The sequence below is a fragment of the Pseudoalteromonas sp. MMG006 genome (assembly GCF_018101025.1).
Classification (GTDB): Bacteria; Pseudomonadota; Gammaproteobacteria; order Enterobacterales; family Alteromonadaceae; genus Pseudoalteromonas.
In genome coordinates this window covers 166,761-183,880 of record NZ_JAGJEJ010000003.1, presented here as the reverse complement: position 1 = coordinate 183,880, position 17,120 = coordinate 166,761, and the positions used below count along the sequence as shown (strand labels likewise).

Annotated in this window: 17 protein-coding genes; 11 read left to right on the top strand and 6 right to left on the bottom strand. The window is 40.1% G+C overall.

The window, feature by feature from the left end:
- Positions 1 to 141 precede the first annotated feature (141 nt).
- The 5 genes from rplU to J8L73_RS05015 all read left to right on the top strand — a co-directional run bounded on the left by rplU (position 142) and on the right by J8L73_RS05015 (position 3,046).
- Positions 142 to 453, top strand: coding sequence for a 50S ribosomal protein L21 (gene rplU / locus J8L73_RS05035; protein ID WP_004587921.1), 312 nt, complete (start codon positions 142 to 144; stop codon positions 451 to 453).
- 16 nt (positions 454 to 469) lie between these two features.
- Positions 470 to 727, top strand: a complete 258-nt coding sequence (rpmA, locus tag J8L73_RS05030) for a 50S ribosomal protein L27 (protein WP_008114963.1) — start codon at positions 470 to 472, stop codon at positions 725 to 727.
- 140 nt (positions 728 to 867) lie between these two features.
- Positions 868 to 2,025 carry an Obg family GTPase CgtA gene (cgtA, locus tag J8L73_RS05025; RefSeq protein ID WP_210998821.1) on the top strand — a complete coding sequence of 386 codons (1,158 nt, stop codon included), beginning with the start codon at positions 868 to 870 and terminating at the stop codon, positions 2,023 to 2,025.
- Between the two features lie 73 nt (positions 2,026 to 2,098).
- Positions 2,099 to 2,590 carry a type 3 dihydrofolate reductase gene (folA, locus tag J8L73_RS05020; RefSeq protein WP_210998822.1) on the top strand — a complete coding sequence of 164 codons (492 nt, stop codon included), beginning with the start codon at positions 2,099 to 2,101 and terminating at the stop codon, positions 2,588 to 2,590.
- Positions 2,591 to 2,668: 78 nt separating this feature from the next.
- Positions 2,669 to 3,046 (top strand): DUF3718 domain-containing protein, encoded by a 378-nt coding sequence (locus J8L73_RS05015; RefSeq protein WP_210998823.1) that lies wholly within the window; start codon positions 2,669 to 2,671, stop codon positions 3,044 to 3,046.
- Between the two features lie 309 nt (positions 3,047 to 3,355).
- Here J8L73_RS05015 and J8L73_RS05010 read toward each other — a convergent pair whose 3' ends face one another.
- The 3 genes from J8L73_RS05010 to coaBC form a co-directional block, all read right to left on the bottom strand.
- On the bottom strand, positions 3,356 to 6,118 hold the full coding sequence (locus tag J8L73_RS05010; protein ID WP_211015182.1) for a prolyl oligopeptidase family serine peptidase: 2,763 nt from the start codon (positions 6,116 to 6,118) through the stop codon (positions 3,356 to 3,358).
- Between the two features lie 131 nt (positions 6,119 to 6,249).
- Positions 6,250 to 6,837, bottom strand: a complete 588-nt coding sequence (slmA, locus tag J8L73_RS05005; protein WP_058549423.1) for a nucleoid occlusion factor SlmA — start codon at positions 6,835 to 6,837, stop codon at positions 6,250 to 6,252.
- A 101-nt stretch (positions 6,838 to 6,938) separates the two neighbouring features.
- Positions 6,939 to 8,132, bottom strand: coding sequence for a bifunctional phosphopantothenoylcysteine decarboxylase/phosphopantothenate--cysteine ligase CoaBC (gene coaBC / locus J8L73_RS05000; protein ID WP_211015180.1), 1,194 nt, complete (start codon positions 8,130 to 8,132; stop codon positions 6,939 to 6,941).
- A gap of 143 nt (positions 8,133 to 8,275) precedes the next feature.
- Between coaBC and radC the strand changes: the two genes are divergently transcribed.
- The 3 genes from radC to rpmG all read left to right on the top strand — a co-directional run bounded on the left by radC (position 8,276) and on the right by rpmG (position 9,624).
- Positions 8,276 to 8,950 carry a DNA repair protein RadC gene (gene radC, locus J8L73_RS04995; RefSeq protein WP_104643349.1) on the top strand — a complete coding sequence of 225 codons (675 nt, stop codon included), beginning with the start codon at positions 8,276 to 8,278 and terminating at the stop codon, positions 8,948 to 8,950.
- Positions 8,951 to 9,220: 270 nt separating this feature from the next.
- Positions 9,221 to 9,457: a 50S ribosomal protein L28 gene (gene rpmB / locus J8L73_RS04990; protein ID WP_006793236.1), complete on the top strand. Its 237-nt coding sequence runs from the start codon at positions 9,221 to 9,223 to the stop codon at positions 9,455 to 9,457.
- Between the two features lie 11 nt (positions 9,458 to 9,468).
- Positions 9,469 to 9,624: a 50S ribosomal protein L33 gene (gene rpmG, locus J8L73_RS04985; RefSeq protein WP_004587947.1), complete on the top strand. Its 156-nt coding sequence runs from the start codon at positions 9,469 to 9,471 to the stop codon at positions 9,622 to 9,624.
- 122 nt (positions 9,625 to 9,746) lie between these two features.
- On the opposite strand, the gene J8L73_RS04980 is transcribed toward rpmG, so the two are convergent.
- On the bottom strand, positions 9,747 to 11,873 hold the full coding sequence (locus tag J8L73_RS04980) for a S8 family peptidase (protein WP_211015178.1): 2,127 nt from the start codon (positions 11,871 to 11,873) through the stop codon (positions 9,747 to 9,749).
- A gap of 328 nt (positions 11,874 to 12,201) precedes the next feature.
- Between J8L73_RS04980 and J8L73_RS04975 the strand changes: the two genes are divergently transcribed.
- Positions 12,202 to 13,386, top strand: a complete 1,185-nt coding sequence (locus tag J8L73_RS04975) for an NAD(P)/FAD-dependent oxidoreductase (RefSeq protein WP_211015176.1) — start codon at positions 12,202 to 12,204, stop codon at positions 13,384 to 13,386.
- Here the strand turns inward: J8L73_RS04975 and J8L73_RS04970 are convergent.
- A complete protein-coding gene (locus J8L73_RS04970) occupies positions 13,383 to 14,498 on the bottom strand; it encodes a GGDEF domain-containing protein (protein WP_211015175.1) in 1,116 nt (371 codons plus the stop codon). The two genes, J8L73_RS04975 and J8L73_RS04970, sit on opposite strands and share 4 nt — an antisense overlap.
- 242 nt (positions 14,499 to 14,740) lie before the next feature.
- Complete coding sequence (locus J8L73_RS04965) at positions 14,741 to 15,667, bottom strand: manganese-dependent inorganic pyrophosphatase (RefSeq protein ID WP_210998830.1); 927 nt, start codon at positions 15,665 to 15,667, stop codon at positions 14,741 to 14,743.
- Between the two features lie 118 nt (positions 15,668 to 15,785).
- On the opposite strand from J8L73_RS04965, the gene J8L73_RS04960 reads away from it, so the two are divergent.
- Positions 15,786 to 16,301, top strand: coding sequence for a hypothetical protein (locus J8L73_RS04960; protein WP_210998831.1), 516 nt, complete (start codon positions 15,786 to 15,788; stop codon positions 16,299 to 16,301).
- The gene (mutM, locus tag J8L73_RS04955; protein WP_211015173.1) at positions 16,301 to 17,110 is read left to right on the top strand and encodes a bifunctional DNA-formamidopyrimidine glycosylase/DNA-(apurinic or apyrimidinic site) lyase; all 810 of its coding nucleotides are present in this window, start codon (positions 16,301 to 16,303) and stop codon (positions 17,108 to 17,110) included. Before J8L73_RS04960 ends, mutM begins: the two co-directional genes overlap by 1 nt.
- The last annotated feature ends 10 nt before the right edge of the window (positions 17,111 to 17,120 follow it).

Genomic DNA, 17,120 nt, shown 5'->3' with positions numbered 1-17,120 from the left:
AATTGCTCTCAATGCAGCTACTTTTTATTCATTTTAATTACAAAATAGGCTTGCTAGTTATTTCGCGTTAGCGTAAACTTCGCGCCCTATCGAAGAATATTTTAGTTGCGTCGATTTGAGGGCGCACAGACGGAGTTAATTATGTACGCGGTTTTCCAAAGTGGTGGTAAACAGCATCGTGTGACTGAAGGTCAAACGATTCGTCTTGAAAAATTAGACGTTGAAACTGGTGCGGCAGTAGAATTTGATTCAGTACTTTTAGTTGCTGATGGTGAGAAAATCGAGATCGGTGTACCGTTCGTAAACGGTGGTAAAGTAACAGCTGAGGTTGTTTCACATGGTCGCGGTGAGAAGATTAAGGTTGTTAAATTTAGACGCCGTAAGCATTCTCGTAAGCAAATGGGCCATCGTCAATGGTTCACTGAAGTTAAAATCACTGGCATTAGCGCTTAATTAGAGGTACTTAGAAATGGCACATAAAAAAGCAGCTGGTAGTACTCGTAACGGTCGCGATTCAGAAAGCAAACGCCTAGGTGTTAAGCGTTTTGGTGGCGAATCAGTTCTAGCGGGTAGCATCATTGTTCGTCAACGTGGAACTCGTTTCCACCCTGGCGCAAACGTAGGTATCGGTAAAGACCACACTATCTTCGCAAAAGCAGATGGTAAAGTTCAATTTGAACAAAAAGGTCCTTTAAACCGTAAATACGTAACTATCGTAGCTGAGTAATCAGTAAGGTAGTTAAAAACCCCGCCTTTGCGGGGTTTTTTGTTTTGTAGTCCAGTCAAATATATACCCAAGCCTGCATTTGCGTTGGCTTGGGTATATAATAGAGTTATTAAACAAGCCAATCCCTAAAGTGAGTAATCATGAAGTTTGTAGATGAAGTAGAAATCCGTGCAGAAGCTGGAGACGGTGGCAGCGGCATTGTGTCTTTCCGTCGTGAAAAATATGTACCCGATGGTGGACCTGATGGTGGTGACGGTGGAGACGGTGGTAGTGTTTATCTACAAGCTGATGAAAACTTGAATACCCTAATTGATTATCAGTTTGAACGCTTTCACAGAGCTGAACGTGGTACTAACGGTCGAAGCCGCAACTGTACAGGTAAAAAAGCCGATGATTTATTTGTTATGGTACCTGTTGGTACACGTATCATGGATGTTGATACACAAGAGGGGCTAGGTGATTTAACTCAACATGGTCAAAGAATTTTGGTTGCAAAAGGTGGTTTCCACGGCTTGGGGAATGCACGTTTTAAATCAAGTACTAACCGAGCACCTCGTCAAAAAACATTAGGTACACCGGGTGAAGTACGTAACTTAAAATTAGAGTTACTACTATTAGCTGATGTAGGCTTACTTGGCTTGCCAAATGCGGGTAAATCTACGTTTATTCGTAGTGTATCGGCAGCGCGCCCTAAAGTAGCTGATTATCCATTTACGACGCTTATTCCTAATTTAGGTGTTGTGCGCCCAGAAGCAAATAAATCATTTGTTATAGCTGATATACCTGGGTTAATTGAGGGGGCATCTGATGGTGCTGGCTTAGGGATTCGTTTCTTAAAGCATTTAGAGCGTTGTCGTGTGTTATTGCATATTATTGATGTAATGCCGGTAGATGGTTCTAACCCTGTAGATAATGCATTTGCCATTATTAACGAATTGCACCAATACAGCCCTAAACTTGCTGAGAAGCCGCGCTGGTTAGTATTTAATAAGATTGACTTGCTACCAGAAGACGAAGCAAAAGCGTTGTGTACAGCTATTGCAGAAGAGCTAGGTGAAACTGAAAATATTTATAATATTTCAGCAATTAATAAGCTACATACTCAACCATTAATTCACGACATCATGACGCTTCTAGATAGTATGCCTAAAGAGAAATTTGTACAGGTTGAAGATGAAGAAGTTGAATTTAAGTGGGATACCTATCATGAAAAAGCCACCAAAGGTAAAGGCGACGATGATGATTGGGATGACTGGGATGAGGATGATTACGACGTAGAAGTTGTCTACGAGCGTTAATAAAACTGAATTTACTAAAAAGGAGCTTATGCTCCTTTTTCTTTGTTTAAGAATAAAGTACTAGGTATTTAATATGATAATTTCTATGATCGCTGCAATGGCAAACAATCGTGTAATTGGCCTCGACAATAAAATGCCATGGCATTTGCCAGCGGATTTACAGCATTTTAAAAAAGTGACAACAGGTAAACCTGTGATCATGGGGCGCAAAACATTTGAGTCAATTGGGCGTCCTTTACCAGGTCGTCGTAATATTATTATTACCCGTAATAATGACTACAGTGCACCAGATATTGAAACAGTAACTACGCCAGAGGCTGCATTGAACCTAGTTAGTGACGTTGAAGAAGTAATGATTATTGGCGGCGGAAATATTTATCAGCAGTTTTTAGAAAAAGCTGAACGCTTGTATTTAACCTTTATAGACTTAGATGTAAAAGGGGATACTCAGTTTCCTGATTATAATAAAGTGGCTAACTGGAATGTTGAAGAAGAGATTCAAAACCTTCCAGATGAGAAGAATAAATCTAGTTATAAATTCGTAACTTTATACAAAAAACGTTAACATTATTGCGTAAATTTTAGTGTGTTGGTACAATATTAAACAGTCTATATAAGAAAAAAGTACCATAAAGGGTTTGTCATGTTTAAATTACCAAAGCTAGCTGTTCTTACTGCTGTTGTAGCTGTAAGTTCGTTTTCGTATACAGCACCAGTAAAGGCTGAAGATCAATTAGCGGTATCTATTTGTGAGTACATTGCTGCTGATGATAAGAACCGATTACGCAGTAAGCTTAAAAGCTCTCGCGTAAAAATCCGTAATATTTATGATGCAATACAGTGTAATGGTAATAACTTACTTCGCCATGCAGTAGCTAGTAATGCAGTTCATGCCGGCGAATATATAGTTAAAAACCTATCTAAGAGCTCGCTTTCTGATGGTGCTGATATTTCGTGGGCTGAAGGCAATCATGCTGGTTCACCTCTTATTGCTGTAATTAAAGACCGCGCAGGACTTTAATAAACTATTTTAAAAGCCGCGTTTAGTACGCGGTTTTTTATTGCCAAAATATTAAAAGCCGATATTGCTCATGCAATATCGGCTTTTTAGTGTGTTTTTTACCAATCAACTTAATTAAGTGATCTATTTTAGGTAAGAAAATCGTGTCGGTAACAAGGCAAAAATTTCGTTATTTAGTTGTTCTCGGCAATTGCTCCTGCATTGCTCTACCTTCTGCATCCATGCAGTCGTAAATGAGAAATTTTTAACGTAGTTAGCGATAGATTAAATCTCTCAAATTGATTAAGTCTTATTGCAGATTGCTATTATTTACTCTTCAATGAATGGTTCGCCTTCTTTCATCCACTTTGCAGCTGGTTTGCCTTTTAAGTAATGATCAAAGTACTGCATCATACGTATTGAAAAATCGACCTGATTAGGAAGTTTTTTCAGGTGATGTGGTTCGCCTTCGTATTGTAAAAAGGTAGCGTCTTTACCTGCTCTTCTTAGTGCTAAGTAGTACTGTACGCCTTCGTGCCACGGCACTGCATCGTCTTTATCGCCAAACATAATTAAAATAGGGGTATTTACTTTATCAGCAAAAAATACTGGTGAGTTTTCTATGTATAGCTCGGGTGCTTCAAATAAGTTTTTACCTATACGGCTTTGCCCTGTTTCATATTGAAATTGACGAGCAAGGCCCGACTTTAAACGTATGCCACTGTAAGCACTGGTCATATTTGATACTGGCGCACCGGATACAACCGCTTTAAACATATCTGTTTGAGTGATCATAAATGCACTTTGATAACCCGCCCACGAATGCCCTTGCAGGCCTATTTTGTCTGGATCGGCAATGCCTAGGTCTATTAATTTTTGGGTGGCGTTAATCATGGTCTGCGTTGACGATTTACCCGGGTGGCCTATTTCAAAGCGAATATCAGGTAAAAATACAGCGTAACCGTTTGAGGTAAACATAGGGAAGTTTGGACGATGGTTTAGCTCCATTTTAGGAAAATCATACATGCGCTGGCTCATATAGCGGTAAAAGTACACAACAACCGGTACTTTATCACCTTTTTTATAGCCTGCAGGTTTGATTAATACCCCTTGTAAGTCTTCGCCATCAAAGCCTTTATAGCTTATTAGCTCTGGCTTTTCGCCCCATGCAAAATCAGCTGTTTGTGGGTTTAAGTTAGTCACCTTTTTAGGCGCTGAAAAGCTAAAATCAGTTTGGTAGTAATCAGGGTATTGGCGGTAGCTTTGCTCAGTAAATAGATATTTATCAGCATGTTTTGCTTTTTTTACAATATCAAAGCGCTTTTGGCCATTAAGAACGTTGGTAATTGTATTTGAGCTTAAATTGAGTTTAGCAACTTCACTTTGCTTTGTTTGTAAATTGATAGCGGATACGAGTAATGTATCGTTTTGTTCAAAGCCGACTTGGTTTTTATCAAGTTTAATAACTCGGTATTGAGTATTACTTTGCTTGCCATTGGTTAAACGCTCAGCCTGTTGAGTGTTTACATCAAATGCCCAAATATCATATTTGCTATAGGCGAGCACTTTACTGCTGTCGTTCATCCAACCGGCAAAACCATACCCAGGTTGTGTAGAAGGGTAGTCGTGTTTATCGTCAGCAAAAGTTGCCTGAATGGCTTTGGTAAGCGCGGTTACTTTATTATTTTTTAAATCTTTTAGCTGTATTTGGCTATCACTAAAGTAAGCTGCAAATTCACCGCTAGGTGCAAGGCTTGGCCTAAAAGGAGAGTTACTAATAATTGGTGTTTGTTTACCTGTACTTATATTTACAGCAAAGTAATCAGCAAAGAAGCCTCCGTACATTATTTTTTCTAAGTAAGGAATATTAGATGAGCCCAGTAGCGATTCACTTCGCTCAGAATTAAGTGCAAGCTCTGGCATTGTTTCGTTACTAAGCTGCACAACTTTTTGCGAGTTAACATGATATACCGCACTGTAATGGCGGTTTTTATTAACTGCATTCCACTGTTGCTCTTCGCGTGGCTTTATTTGTGCATCGTTGTTATGCCAAACATTCAGCCCTTTATGCTCACGAATTGTGGCAAAGTCGTAAAGTGAGGCTTCATCTGTGTATTCTTTATCTTTTACTTTAACTGCAAGCTTAGGGTGGTTTTCAAAATATAAGCGTTCGCCGTTTTCTGACCACACTAGCGATGCCGTTTTACCAATAACCCACTCTTTATTTGGTGAATCTATTGTTGATAGCTGCTCATTTTTATATAGCTGCAAGCTATAAGTTCGACGGCGAGTATCATCATTTACATAATTGCCCAATGTAAATGCAGCAATATTTTTTGTAGGGTGCCACGCTATGGTATTAGCAATAACACCGGGCTCATCAATTAGTGCGCTAATAGTAAAGTTATTTAACTCAACAAGTGCAACTTGGTTATCATTACCGTCGCTGTAGCTTTGGCTAACGAGTAGTTGATTACCCATAGAGTTAATGGCGTAGCTAAATACGTTATCTATAGTGTGGCTGCGTTTATCGGCCAAATTAACAATAACGAGCGGATAGGTCTTATCTTTTTTATCAGGCGTTATAGCACTTTTATCTTTATCTTCATTATCGCTTTGCTCTACCTTTGGCTCATCGTCTTTTTTATTTAGCCGATAGGCAAGCCAAGTGCCGTCATCAGATAATTTATAATCTTTTACATCATTAAAACTTTGCTGCTCAGCTGTTTGAGTATTAACGAGTATTAAGTTATTTTTTAGCGTTTCTTTTTTCTTTGTGGTTTCTTTTTCAAGGAGTGTAGGTATTTGAGTAAAGGCTACCCAATTTGCGGTCTTGTTGATGTAGGGCTTTGTGCCGCGTTCTACTTGTGCAATAAGTTTATTATTTTGAAGTGAATAAACTTCGCCGGTAGCATTACCTCTATATGGCGTTGCACTAAAAGTAAGTATACGGCCATCGTCAGATAGCTGCGTGTTTTTAGCCGATTTAAAATCAAATACATCTTTAAATTGCAGTGACTCTTTTGCGTAAATACCAGTGCTGGCTAAGCTAGCAACAAGTGCTGAACTTAGTAAAGTGAGCTTTTTTTTCATTATAGGTTCTCGTATTGTGACATTATTTCATTGTAACGAGTTTGGCTCACAATTCGAGCGGATCAGATAAATGGCAGCTCCATACGACAAAACGACCCGTAGGTCGTTTTTTTGTGTTTAATTTAGTAAAACTAAAGCCAGATTTTTTGTAATTCGGGCCATTGTTTTTCAAATTGTACACTTGGCTTTGCTTTAAAGTCGCTTCGTACAAATTGATTCATTTTGCCCTCAACGTACGCAAGCAAAAAGTTAGCAAGTGTTAGCTCATCGCTTTGAAAGGTTTTGCCTTCGCGCAGTTTTCGCTCGCGTAGTACTTGTTTAAACTGAGTTTCTAGTTTTTCAAACAAACCTTGTACACGTTCACGCAGGCGCTCTTGTTCCCCTTGTAATGCATCGCCGGTTAATATGCGAGTAATGCCCGGATTTTTTTCAGCAAAAGTGAGGAGTAATAATAAAATATTGTAAATACGTGTCTGGCTTTCTTTTTCGTTTTCTAAAATAAGGTTAATGCGCGACAAAAGTGTGTCTTCAATAAACTCAATTAGGCCTTCAAACATACGTGCTTTACTAGGGAAGTGTCGGTAAAGCGCTGCTTCAGAAACGCCTACTTCAGCAGCGAGCTTTGCTGTGGTAATTCGTTGTCCTGGGCTGGTTTCTAACATTTGTGCGAGTGCTTGCAGTATCTGCTCTTTGCGATTACTTCTTTTTGTCGCAGGCATGAACCTTCCTTTTTTATTAGTTATTCTTAGCTGGGGCCAGTCATTTTTTGTTCAAATGAGTCGCTTATGTTAATGTTTTATTCAGTTTGTTTCCAGCATTTTTATAGATGTTTAGCGAGCTGTTCGATCACTTGATGTGCGATTTGCGTTTTACTCGTTGCTGGTAATTCTACGCTTTCATTGTGCCAGTATAATGTTAAAGCATTATGATCAGAGTTAAATCCCAAGCCACTTTTTGATACGTCATTCGCGCAAATCATATCTAAGTTTTTATTTTTAAGTTTACCCTTTGCGTAGCTCTCTACATTTTGAGTTTCGGCTGCAAAGCCTACAGTGTAAGGGCGGCCTTGCTCTAAGCTTGCAACTGCAGCAATAACATCGGGGTTTTTAATAAGTGTAAGGGTGAGCTCATCGCCCTGTTTTTTCATTTTTTGAGTAGCGACATTCGCTGCTCTGTAATCAGCTACGGCGGCGCAGCCAATAAAAGCATCAGAATGTACGGCATAGGTTAATGACTCATTTAAAAGTTGCTCAGCACTTTCTATGTTTATTAAATTAGCGCCGGTAGGGGCTTTAATAGTTACCGGGCCTGAAATTAAATTAACCTTAGCACCAAGCTCTAATGCGGCTTGTGCAAGAGCGTAGCCCATTTTTCCTGAACTGTGGTTTGATATAAAACGCACTGGATCAAGAGGCTCTCTTGTTGGGCCTGCAGTAATTGTTATTGTTTTACCTGCGAGTATTTGTGGCTGTTCTTTAGCTGTACAAAGTGCAACTAATTCGTGAGGCTCTAGCATGCGCCCTGCGCCTACATCGCCACATGCTTGTTCACCTTTACCTGGCCCCCAAATAAGCACGTTACGGGCTTTTAAGGTGGCTAAATTTGCTTGTGTAGCTGGGTGTGCGTACATTTGTTGGTTCATTGCAGGTGCGACGGCTACTTTTGCAGGGGTGGCAAGTAGTAGTGTGGTGAGTAAGTCATCTGCAATACCAGCCGCCATTTTAGCAATAATGTTGCTTGTCGCAGGTGCGACCAAAATAAGGTCTGCCCACTTTGCAAATTCAATATGCCCCATTGCAGCCTCTGCTGATGGGTCAAGTAATGAATCAGACACGATTTCGCCACTTACTGCTTGCATGGTCAGTGGCGTTATAAAATGTTTAGCTGATTCGCTCATGACTACTTTTACTTCACAACCTGCGTCTTTTAAGCGCCTAACGAGCTCTGCACATTTGTAAGCTGCAATACCACCGCTAATGCCAAGTACAATTTTTTTGTTTGTTAAGTTAATCATGGTTGTTCATCAGTCTTATTTAATGTTGTGGCTAAAATAACAAATCTTGACCCGTACAGCTAAGTTTTTAATTTGAAATAATCGAGCTAATTTTAAAATTTGCATTACAGTTAAAAGACACTTTGGCTCCTCAAGGATGAATAATGCAATTAACATCGCTACCAAATTCACTGCGCCCACGCGAAAAACTTATTGCAAAAGGAGCTAAAGCGCTAAGTGATGCCGAGTTACTGGCTATCTTTTTACGCACAGGGTTACCAGGAATGAATGTAATTGAGTTGGCTCAACACCTGCTTAATGAAAATCAGACGTTACATAATTTATTTAATGCCAGCCAAGAGGAGTTTTGTGCTCAAAAAGGTCTTGGTACTGCTAAATATGTACAATTACAAGCGGTGCTTGAACTAAGTCAACGTTATATGCAGGAGCGCTGTCAGCGAGGTGCTGTATTTAATTCTCCAGACTCAGTATACGACTACCTCACAATTCAAATGCGCGGTTTGCAGCAGGAAGTTTTTATGGTGCTATATCTCGATAGTCAAAATAGGCTACTCAAAGATGAGGTGCTTTTTTATGGAACAATTAATTCGGCCAGTGTTTACCCAAGAGAAGTCGTTAAAGCGGCACTTAAAAATAATGCAGCCGCAGTTATTTTTGCCCATAATCACCCAAGTGGAATTGCAGAGCCAAGCCAAGCTGACAAACTTATTACGAATAAATTGCAACAAGCACTGCAATTGGTCGACATAAGTGTGCTTGATCACATCATTGTTGGCGGTGAAACCTGTGTTTCGTTTGCGCAAAGAGGTCTTATTTAATGTTGCTTGATGAAGAAGTGTGTTAAAAATGAGCGGTTTGGGGGGTTTTAGCAAAATAGTTTAATTTAAATGCAGTTTTTACTTTCCCTAAGGGCATTCGATCTTTATAATTAGCCGCTATCAAATTTACATATGAGCTGGTTGGATAGATCAGTATTTGATCTTTGCCTGTAAAAGCTGTATAAAGAGCGCCCTTCGATTTATCTAGGGCACAAATACATGGCCTTAGGTTAAATTAAGCTCGAGCGAAGTTATTGGAGATATATAGACATGTCTAAAGTATGTCAAGTTACAGGTAAGCGTCCAGCGGTTGGTAATCACCGTTCACACGCGAGAAACGCGACTAGACGTCGTTTCCTACCTAACCTACAAACACACCGTTTTTGGGTTGAAAGTGAAAAACGTTTTGTAACATTACGCACTACTACTAAAGGTATGCGTATTATCGATAAAAAAGGCATCGACGCGGTTCTTACAGAAATCCGTGCTCGCGGCGAAAAAGTTTAAGGTATTGAATTATGCGCGATAAAATCCGTTTAGTTTCAACTGCTGGTACTGGTTTCTTCTACACTACCGACAAAAACAAGCGTAACATGCCTGAAAAAATGGAAATCAAAAAGTTCGATCCTAAGGCTCGTAAACATGTGATTTTCAAAGAAGCTAAAATCAAGTAATTTTAGTTTTCTTTCAGAATGTAAAAACCCAGCTTATGCTGGGTTTTTTGTTTCTATAATTTGAGCACAAACAAAAAGGCCGAGCTAGTTAGCTCGGCCTTTTCTCCCAAGGAAAGGGAATACTATGGTTGATATTGTCCGCTAAGCGTCAAGCCAGAGAAGGTGCTGTAAGCTTTAACACTTAAATGCCAAGTACCCGCTTGTGGATTGCTAAACGTACATGTTTCAGCATTTCCATTTTTATACGGACGGCAATCGTAGCTAGAGTCTGTAGGCTGGCTGCCGTATTTAACAAATAAATCGGCATCACCGCTTCCGCCAGAAGTTGTTACAGTAAACGTACTCATACCTGCTGGTACATCTAACGTGTAATGTTTCCAGTTACCAGCAGTCGCACTAACGTCGCTTATTGTACCGCCACCAGCTTCAGGCGAGCTTGAACCGCCACCAGTAGAACCACCCGTAATATTACCGACTAAACTTACGCCTGAGTATGCCGAGTAGCCACGAAGCATCACATGGTATGTACCTGCTGCAGGGCTATCGATTGAACACTCTTCGCTATTACCGCCTTCATATGGACGACAATCATAACTAGTAGTGGTTGGCTGACTACCAGCACGTACATATAAATCAGCATCGCCTGTGCCACCATTCATAGTGAACGTGACGTTAGTTGCGCCACTTGGAACGGTCATTGTGTAAAATGTTTCTGAGCTTGCTGAGCCACTCAAGCCTGTCTTAGCCTCACCGCTAACAAGTTCATTATCGCCGCCAGTAGGAGGAGTCGTATCGCCACTTGCTGCAGCAACTGCTGCTGCGGCATCAACAATGCCCGTACCACAACTAGTACATGTTGCTGAGAATGAGCGAGTAGTTGATTTTAAAATATTTTCTATTTCATCAGGGGTGGCACTTGGCTTGGCCTGTTTTATGAGTGCAGCTACACCGGCAACATGAGGGGCTGCCATTGATGTGCCCTGAGAGAAAGCATAGCTATCGCTTGACGGTGTAGAAGAGCCTGAGTTGTAAGTCGATAGAACACCTTCAGAGTCGTTTGCAAAGTTTTGCGCGCCACCTGGTGCGGCAACATCAATATTACTACCGTAGTTTGAGTAGTATGCACGTCCGCCGTTACGACCAACCGATGCCACGTTTACTACACCGCTACAGTTGCCAGGATTGTAGTTTGCTGAATTATCGTTATCATTACCTGCAGCAATAACGACCACAGTACCATTACTACGTGCTGTATTAATCGCATTTTGAGTAGTAGAACTACATGAGCCGCTACCACCTAAGCTCATGTTGATTACATCAGCTGGGTTTGAGTTTGCCGGAACACCAGAGACACTTCCACCCGATGCCCAAATAATACCATCAGCAATATCTGATGTTAAACCACCACACTTACCAAGCACACGTACCGGGACTACTTTGGCATCGTAAGCAACACCGGCTACACCTTCGCCATTGTTAGTAACAGCAGCAACGGTACCTGCAACGTGAGTTCCATGCCAGCTAGAGCCTTGCGCTGCGTTATTGCCACATTCGTTTGCCGCAACTGCATCACCAGGATCGCGCGCATCACTATCACGACCGCCGCCATCATTTGCTACCGACAGGTTAGAGATCATATCGTAACCAGGTAAAATGTTAGCGTTTAAGTCTGCATGCGGTCGGTAGCCAGTATCAAGTACTGCAACTACTACGCCAGCTCCTGTTGCTGTATCCCAAGCCGTCGGTAAATTTAAACCACCTGCTTGCTCGTAGTAGTGCCATTGGTCGCCATAGCGAGGGTCGTTAGGAGTTGCAAACGGCTTTAACATTTGATCCACTTCAATGTATTCAACATTGCCAGAAGCCACCATTTCTTGCATAAACTCTTGTGCTTCTTCAGCGCTTAGTTTTTTATCTGCACGCATAACGTGATGGTTGTTAAGTGCCATAGCACGAATATACTCTGCTTTTACTTTCCCTTTTTTAGATGCGAAAGTTTTTACAAAGCTTTGCGCACGTTTTTTCATATTAGAAGGGCTTGCATTTGCACTAGAAATACTCGCCATCTCGTTATTATTGTCTTTGTATTTAATAATGAACTGAGTTTCAAGACCAGCTTGGGTCTGTAGTTTTGCTGATGTTTCTGCCATTGAGGTTGAGACAGGTTGAGCCATGCTTGAGGTAGCAGCAAACAGCGTACTTACCGTAAGTGCAATAGCACATTTTTTAAAGTTATTACTTGTTGTCATAATTATCCCTAGTTGTTATTAGTAAATTCGTAATCAATGATTGCGAAACAGAAACAAAGGTAAATGATCTGTTAACCTATTTAAAATACTAATTACTTATGTACCTATTTCATTTGGTTATAACTTAGGTTATTCGCGCTTTTTCCGTCTGATAGTATTTGTGATTAAATAACAAAATACGCATTTAGTATTGATTTTTCGCCGTTTTATTGAAAAGGCATAATTAACTATGATTACATTTGTTGCTATATTTCCAATAATAAATTCTATTCAAGGTGTTTAACGAAACTTTGCTATAATCGAACAAATTTTTTAGCAGGGCAAAGTAATGAATCAAGTAGATGTAATTGTAATAGGCGCTGGGGCTGCAGGGTTAATGTGTGCTGCGCAAGCAGGCTACCGGGGCCGAAGCGTTACAGTACTTGATATGGGGAAAAAGCCAGGTCGTAAAATTTTAATAAGTGGTGGGGGGCGTTGTAATTTTACTAACGAAAATGCCAGCCCAGAGAACTACTTATGCGGCAATTCTCATTTTGTTAAATCGTGCTTAAGCCGCTACACACAACATGATTTTATTGAGCTGGTGGACCGTCATGGCTTAGCTTATCACCACAAAACCTTAGGCCAGCTTTTTTGCGATAACAGCGCGCAGGATATTGTCGATATACTATTAACCGAGTGCGAGTGGGCGGGTGTTAATATTAAATTACGTAGCGAAGTGTTAAGTGTTACTAAAACTGACTCTGGCTATAGCGTAACCACAGAGCAAGAAACCTTAACATGCGAGTCGTTAGTTATTGCATCGGGCGGTTTAACAATGCCCAAGCTTGGCGCTTCACCCATAGGCTACAAAATTGCAGATCAGTTTGGCCTAAAAGTACTACCTACCATGGCGGCGCTTGTGCCATTTACTTTGCATCAATACGATAAAGAGCGCTTTGAAGGGCTATCAGGCATTAGTATATCGTGTGAAGTTTCCAGCGAAGATGGCACTATATTTAAAGAAAATATCTTATTTACTCACCGTGGTTTGTCGGGGCCTGCCATATTGCAAATAAGCTCATTTTGGCGAGCAGGGCAGGCAGTAACCATAAACTTACTTCCTGAGCTCGATTTAAAACAGCAACTGGCTGATTGGCGAGAAACACAACCTCAAAAGTCATTAAAAAATAGCTTGGCGACTATTTTACCCAAACGCTTTATAGAAATACTACACGACAGCAAAGCCATTCCTGATTGTAATATTAATCAGCTTACCCATACTCAAATAGATGAGCTGGTAAATTATATTCACGCATGGCAAATTAAACCTAATGGCACAGAGGGTTATCGTACGGCTGAGGTAACTTTGGGCGGCGTTGATACCGACGAGCTTAGCTCTAAAACCTTTGAAGCTAAAAAAGCGAAAGGCTTATATTTTATAGGTGAAGTAACCGATGTTACGGGCTGGCTTGGGGGCTACAACTTTCAATATGCGTGGAGCTGTGGATTTGCTGCAGGGCAATATGCTTAAGCATTAACATTGCTTTTATTTGGTTGTTTTATAGAGTCTTGGTAAGCGCTAATTTTATTATTATCGCTTATATACACTAAGTTTCGGCCATTCTTTTTAGCCGTGTAAAGTGCTTTATCGGCTTGTTCTAAAGTACTAAGTACGGTGCTGCCAAACTTAATGTGGGTTACGCCAATACTAATTGTTATTGGAATGTTTGCTACAGGGTTTTCCTTAATATACTTTTTTAATTGATTAGCCTGTGTTGTTACATCAGCAAGTGACTCGCCTGTTAAAATAACAGTAAACTCTTCACCACCCCACCTAGCTATTAATGTGTTAGGTGGTAGCTTATCTTTTAGTATATTAGCAAACTCGCTAAGTACACGATCACCGACTAGGTGTCCGTATGTGTCATTAACTTTTTTAAAGTGATCTATATCGCATATCAGTAGATAATTTGTGCTTTGTACATCTTCATCTTTAGCAATTAACCGCAATAATTCAGAATCAAATTTTTGTCTATTATACAGCCCTGTTAATTTGTCTGTTTCAGCTAAGTGTTGCACTTCTATATTACGCGTTGCTAAATGTTGGTATGCTGAAAAGCGGGTTTTTTCATAAAACCTAAAAATTAAAATATGTGCAAGGCTTACTTCAATAAGGTTAAATAAAGAGCCTAAGCCAATTGTTATGGTTTGCTGCTGTTGTAAGTAAACCAGGTATACACAAACACCAAAAGCGACTGCACTAAATATACTCCCCCAATTTCTGCCCACTAAAAAGAATGTGAATGGCGGAATAAGCGTAGCCCAAAATAAAGAATAGGCATGGCCTCGAACAGAAATCACAAACATTAAAATCAAGCTAACAACCATAAATGTGACTGCCCAAGCCGCTATATTTACATTGGCAGTTTTATTAAACCAAATATAAATTCCCAGCGATACAAATAGGCCAAAAGCATCAATAAGCGCGAGTTCGTAACTTGCAAAATAAAAGAGATTAAGCAAAGTTAATATTAAAAAATAGCTAGTTGTAATGAGTAAAGAGTGGGCAATTAAGCGAGTGCGCCAAAAGTTTTTGTGATCTTTAGGGTACTGTGGAATATTTTTGTACCAAAAGCTTAACATAACAAGTGACCCATATTTGTATACTATTATTATAGGGATTATTACTGATATACAATTATTATTATAGTTTTAATGTCGCGCTGTGTAGGTGGCATGTAATATTTCTCAATGTGTACAGCGGATTTGTAGTTATATTTAACAGAGAATAGTTGCTCATGGCGCTTAGATTGCACAGCTTTAAAAACAAAGAAGCCGATAATGCATATGCAATATCGGCTTTTTAGCGTTATTTATTTAAGCTATTAAGCTTTAGCAAACGCATCTTGTAGTGGTGGTACTACTTGCTTTTTACGGCTTAATACACCATCTAACCACACTTTATCATTTTCTGGTTTTACGCCGTAAGCCTGCTCAACTAGGTTTGCATCGTCAGATACAATGAGCATTTGTGAGCCTTCTTTCATGATATCGGTAAGCAGTAAAAATACAGAGTGACGATTACCTTCAGTTTTAAGTTTTGCAATATCAGCTTCAAGGTCAGCTTTAATATCGTCAAACACAGCAAGGTCGATTACTTCTAGTTGGCCAATACCTACTAGGTTACCGTTCATGTTGAAATCTTTAAAGTCACGCATAACTAAGTCACGTGCAGGTGTATCTTCTACTGCAGACTTAACGCGGAACATATCCATGCCTAGTTCTTTAAAGTCTTCAACACCCGCAATTTCAGCAAGTGCTTCAACACATTTAATATCGGCAGTGGTACATGTAGGCGATTTAAATATTACGGTGTCGCTTAAAATTGCACACATCATAATACCTGCGATGTCCTTAGGGATTTCTACGCTGTAAAAATCGTACATCATTTTAATAATCGTGTTTGAACAGCCCACAGGACGGATCCAACATTCAAGCGGAGTAGATGATGTTAAATCACCTAATTTATGGTGATCTACCACGCCAACAACACGGGCTTGGTCGATATCATCAGGTGCTTGTGTTTTTTCTGTGTGATCCACAATATACACATCTTCGCCCGCGTAGCTTAATTTAAGCTCAGGTGCTTCGAAGCCAAATTTATCAAGGATAAATTGAGTTTCTGGTGAAACTTCACCAAGACGAGTTGGTATTGCCGGCTCATCAATTTGGTTTTTTAAATAAGCCAGTGCAATTGCACCACAAATAGAATCTGAATCTGGGATTTTATGGCCCACTACATACATAGACATTGACGGAACTCCTTTAAATTTGCCGATATTCTAACAAAGTCTGCGGCCTTTAACATATAGACAGTGCAATTAAGTTTTAGTTACACTTTAAAATCTTGAATTTACTGAGTGTACAAATATGCGACTGGGCCGTAAAGGGTGGAACAACGTTATAATTTTTTCAATGTTGATTATGATCTTCTTTTTAAATGGCTGGCATAAGCAATTTTTGGGAGGGGAGGATAAACCAGCATTACAAGCAGTGCTTCCTAAGCAAAGTTTTGTATTAACACTTAAGTTTGTTGATCAAAAGATTGAACGTATAGGTACTAGCTGGCGTACAACACCACTACAAAAAGATGCCCCGCTTATTTGGCTGGCAACTGAGCAGCAACTTAAAGATTTAGTTAACTATTGGCAAAATGCGCAGTTGATGGGTGTTAATGAGTCAGTAGTTTTTAATCCTAATTCACCTTTATATGTTGCCACCTTTGAGCTTGCGGGAGAGAGTCTTCCTTGGGTTTACTTGCTATATAAAGGAGCAGGGCAATATTATTTGCTAGAAAAAAATAGCCAGCGAATACTCGCTCTTGATTTAAGTACTGCACAGCAGTTGTTTCCAAGTTTTGATTTTTCACAAAGTGAGTCTAATTAATGCCTGAATTACCAGAGGTAGAAGTGAGCCGTATGGGGATCACCCCCCATATAAAAAACCAGGTTGTAACTAAGGTCAATATTTATAATGCCAGTATGCGCTGGCCAGTCCCTGATGATGTTTACCAGCTAGAAGGGTTAACTGTTACTAGTATTGAGCGCCGTGCAAAGTATTTATTACTGCACTGTGAGCTTGGGAGCACTATTTTACATTTAGGTATGTCGGGCAATTTGCGGGTTGTAGATAAAAGCGAGCCTTTAAAAAAGCACGACCATGTAGAATTTGTGTTTGGAAATAATAAGGCGCTGCGCTTAAACGATCCACGCCGATTTGGTTGCTGCTTATGGCAAGAGCCTGGTGAAGTACATAAGTTGCTCTCTAAGCTTGGGCCTGAGCCTCTTACTGATGATTTTTTTGCAAAGCGGGTGTACGAGCAGTCACGCAATAAAAAAGTACCCGTTAAACAGTTTATTATGGATAACGCTGTGGTTGTTGGAGTAGGAAATATTTACGCTAACGAGTCATTGTTTAAAGCTGGGATACATCCAAAGCGCGAAGCTGGGAAGGTTTCCCTTAAACGCTATCAAGCGCTTATCCCTATAATAAAAGACACGCTTGCTGCCGCCATAACTCAAGGCGGCACAACCCTTAAAGACTTTGCGCAAAGTGATGGTAAGCCAGGCTATTTTGCACAAGAGTTATTAGTGTATGGGCGAAAAGGAAAGCCCTGTTTAACATGTGGTAATGAGCTGGAAGAAATAAGGCTTGGGCAGCGTAGTACCGTTTTTTGTTCAAACTGCCAAAAGTAATCATCTTTGC